The sequence below is a fragment of the Chelatococcus sambhunathii genome (genome assembly GCF_001418005.1).
Classification (GTDB): Bacteria; Pseudomonadota; Alphaproteobacteria; order Rhizobiales; family Beijerinckiaceae; genus Chelatococcus_A; species Chelatococcus_A sambhunathii.
Window position 1 is genome coordinate 1 of record NZ_LIOL01000030.1, and the last position, 3,510, is coordinate 3,510.

Annotated in this window: 5 protein-coding genes; all 5 read right to left on the bottom strand. The window is 67.8% G+C overall.

The genetic code is table 11. The annotated features are described in order from the left end of the window. A partial coding sequence (locus ASC46_RS20625) for a baseplate J/gp47 family protein (RefSeq protein ID WP_055461153.1) occupies nt 1-872 on the bottom strand: 872 nt, incomplete at its 3' end. A gap of 11 nt (nt 873-883) precedes the next feature. Beyond that, nucleotides 884-1,429 carry a phage GP46 family protein gene (locus ASC46_RS20630; protein WP_055461154.1) on the bottom strand — a complete coding sequence of 182 codons (546 nt, stop codon included), beginning with the start codon at nt 1,427-1,429 and terminating at the stop codon, nt 884-886. After that, the gene (locus tag ASC46_RS20635; protein WP_055461155.1) at nt 1,429-1,962 is read right to left on the bottom strand and encodes a phage baseplate assembly protein V; all 534 of its coding nucleotides are present in this window, start codon (nt 1,960-1,962) and stop codon (nt 1,429-1,431) included. The genes ASC46_RS20630 and ASC46_RS20635 overlap by 1 nt, the downstream gene beginning before the upstream one ends. Beyond that, entirely contained in the window at nt 1,962-3,050 is a 1,089-nt protein-coding gene (locus tag ASC46_RS20640; RefSeq protein ID WP_055461156.1) for a phage baseplate assembly protein, read from the bottom strand. Before ASC46_RS20640 ends, ASC46_RS20635 begins: the two co-directional genes overlap by 1 nt. After that, the coding region (locus ASC46_RS20645) for a hypothetical protein (RefSeq protein WP_210166029.1) at nt 3,050-3,510 on the bottom strand (461 nt) is incomplete at its 5' end. The genes ASC46_RS20645 and ASC46_RS20640, both read right to left, overlap by 1 nt.

The window sequence follows — 3,510 nt, forward strand, 5'->3', positions numbered from 1 at the left end:
GCGGGCACGAGCCCGTCGATGGTCACGTCGATGACACGGGGCACCGGCGCCACCACCGTGACGACGGCCCCGGCCGGCGCGAGCACGTCGATGTGGTCTGCTACCCGCTGCACGTTCGCGGCATCGGGAATGCCGTCCTCGAAGAGGTCGTGCATCAGCGGAAAGACGCGCACCGTTCCCGGCCCCGACCAGCGCCGCTCGACGAAGACGCCAGTGACGCCGGCAACCTCCGTCGCCCACATCACATAATCTGCCGCGGAGCCGCCTTGCGGCACGTTGCGTTTCCGAAAGAGGATGCGCCCGCGGAAGGTGGAGAGATCGGACGTGAAATAGGGTCCATCCAGCTCCACATCCATGCCCCCGGCAAGGCCTGCGGCGCCGACTTCGATGGTCGCTGCGCCCTGCACGCCAGAGACGGCTGACAGCGTCGCGCCTGGAAGCGTCACCGTGGCCTTGCCGGTGGAATTCGAAGTCACGTCGAGGGTCAGCGTGCCGGCGCCGGGCAGTGCCCCGCCTGCGACGACGCGGAACTGCACGCCATCGCCGCGGCGCAGGATGGCTCCCGGATCGACCGTGAGGGCCGCGGAGGCCGTGAACGTGACCTTGCCCTGAGAGGGCGTCGCCGCGCGCCGAGCGAGGCCCATCTCGGCCCCGTGCATATCGAGGTTCTCACCGTCCGCCGTCAGCGCGAACTTCTGTCGGGCGATGTAATCAGCGAAACCGAAGACCTCCGACGTCAGCCCGGCCAGCGTCTTCGCGGCCGGGCGCACGTTGTTCGGCCAGAGCGCCGCATCGGCACCCGGAAGGTGCGCGCGAAATGAGAGCGTGGCCCGATTGATGAGATCGGACAGGGTCGGGATCTGAAAGGGCATCGGAATTCCCGCTAAGCGCCGATCTGGCGCCACAAGACCTCGAACCGCCGGTCGTAGATGCGTTGCCCGTCGCGCGCGTAGAGCGCCACGAACAGCTCGATGCGGTTCTTGATTTCATCCGCCTGCGCCGACACGTCGATCCGGGCGCAAGCCCCCTGCGCAACGAGTGGCGCGAGTGCTTCCTGTGCCAGTGAGACCGCCCAGCGCTCCGTGTCGCCCGCCATCAGCGGCGCCCGCTCGAGCAGCCACAGCAGCGATCCGAGTTCCGTCTCACCGTCGCCCTCGCGCACGTCGATGCCGTCACCCCACCATCCGCGCGGGTCGCTGTCGGCGAGATACCGCAGCGGGTGGTTTTCGGGGCAGCGGCGGTCGGTGAAGAGCGCCAGGAGAACGGCGGTCGCGATGGCGGACTTGGCCCGAAGGCCGCCGGCGTTGCGAGCCTCGTCCGGATCGGCGAGAGCCCAGTCGGCCTCGCCTCTCTCCGGGTTCCACACGGTATCCCACTGCAGCGGCGGGATATCGTCGTCGCCCTCGCCGATCCGGATGCGGATGTCCATCAGTCGAGCCTCGCGAAAACGACGTTGCTGGGTCCGGCTTCGGTTGCAACCCGATAGGGCGCCTCCTGGTCCTCGGCCGTCACGGCAAGGTCGATCCGGTGAGGCCGGATCCGCGTGAAGCGGTCGGCGACACCAATGACAACCTCGTTCGAGCCGCGGATCGTGACCTTGCGGGCGTTCGTGATCTCCACGTCCTTGCCTTGGGCGTCGAGATAGACCTTCTGCATGAGCAGCTTGAGGATCGTCCCGTCCGGTCCGTAAAGCGCCGTCTCGCCAGGCTGCATGCCGGTGGGTCGGACGCCCGGGGCCTCGACGCCGAGGACCATGGCCCGATCGGTGCGGCCCCCAAGGGTCAGGAGTACGCCCTCAGCACCGGCCGGCGGAACGCTCGAAAGGCCGTAATACTGCGCTCGCACCACGCCCGAGAGTGTCTCGCCCCGCAGTCCGCGAAGCCTCATCGTCTGCTGCGTTCCGGTGTCGTCCGTCTCGAGCAAACGGACGCGGCGCAGCATCGTCGCGACTTCGTCGTGCATCAGGGGCCCCCGTTTTGCGCCGGCACCTCCGCTGGCGAGTTCCCAATGTCCCACTCGCCCCCGGACTTGTTCCCCTTGCCCTTCTTGCCGCCATAGGCACGGGGATCGACCAGATCGAGCTTGGCTTCCGATCCCTGGCTGCTCATCGAGAACGTCACGCCCTCAATCAGCATGTCCTGGCGAACGTCGAGGAAATCGCTCTCGACCCAGACCAGCCGGTTCGGCGTCCAGATCGTGCCGACGTCATCGCGAAACCCTTGCGTCGTGATCGAGCAGCGAAGGCTGTTGCCGGCGGCCCGGTCACGCCGGTTCTGCGCCCGCGCTTTCGCGCGGTCAGCGTCCGTGTCTTGATCCTGGACGATGATGATCGGCCGGTACCGGTTCACGCCGGCGTCGCGGGCGATCGCTTCGATCTCGAGGGCGTCGGCACCGGATCCGAACGGGCGCTGCCCCTTGACCCGATATTCGCTGTGCCGGTTGGACCAGTTGTGGTCGGCCTCGCCCGCCTTGATGTTGCGGCCCTCGAAGAGGCCGCCAGCATGGCGTTGCGTGGCCGCCTTCGTGATCCGCACCGACCCGTCCGGCTCGCCCATCAGGGCGAGACCCTGATCGCGCGCGACGCGCTCGAGCGCAGAGAAGACGCTTTCTCCGGGCGTGAGGCGGAAGCGCGGGATCACGGGCAGCTGCTGATCAGTCGAGAACCCGACGCCCGCCTTGTCGAGCTCGCGAGCGATGTCGAGCAGCGTCTTGTTCTCGATCTCGCCGGTCGGGTGGATCGCGCTGCTATCGATGATGTCCGCCGCCTTGCTTCGGCCTGAGATCACGATGCTGGCGTCGGAACTCTCGCCTTTTGCGAACCGCGGCTGCTTCTGGTCGACATAGCCGGTCACAAGGAGGTCGGCGTTGGACCGGATCGTTACGGGCGTGCCGGCCCTGAAGAGGCCGTTTGTCGCGCTCGCACCCAGCTCAGCCGCGATGGTGAGCCGGAAAGAGCGCGCCGCCTCCTTCAGGGCCGCACGGATCGACGCATCGCGCCAGGCCGTCCAGCGCCCGCCGGCAGCCTCAACCGTGATGATCTCGATGCCCATCAGGATGCGAGCGCCTCGAATTCGCGTGGCATGAACGACGGGTGCACGACGTGGTTGCGCGCCACGAGCTCACCGGCGCGTGTCGGGTCCCCGTAGAGCCGGTACGCCCACCAGAGCGACGGCAGCGGCACGTTGGCCGAGACCGTCACGATGGGCGCAAGGTCGACCATGAGCCGGGACAGATAATCGGCGGCGTTGCCGCGCATGTCCGTGATGGCGCCAACGACATCGTTGAGCCTGGCACCGGTCGACCGTTCGAGCTCGAAATCGCACCGCTCGACGACATCGGCTCGCGCCGTCACCGCCTCTCGGCGGCTCGGATAGCTCGCGCGAACAATTGCTTCGATGTAAGTCGCCAGCGCCGCGAGCCGCACGACCCGCAGCGCCTCGGCCTTGTTGGCCGCTGCCTCTGCCGTCGTGCCGGTGGCCGGCATCTCGACGGGCACGGCGTAATCGGCGA

Bases quoted from the DNA above. Each gene is read 5' to 3' on its own strand.
- ASC46_RS20635 (WP_055461155.1), bottom strand. From the start codon at position 1,962: ATGCACGACGAAGTCGCGACGATGCTGCGCCGCGTCCGTTTGCTCGAG.
- ASC46_RS20630 (WP_055461154.1), bottom strand. From the start codon at position 1,429: ATGGACATCCGCATCCGGATCGGCGAGGGCGACGACGATATCCCGCCG.
- ASC46_RS20640 (WP_055461156.1), bottom strand. From the start codon at position 3,050: ATGGGCATCGAGATCATCACGGTTGAGGCTGCCGGCGGGCGCTGGACG.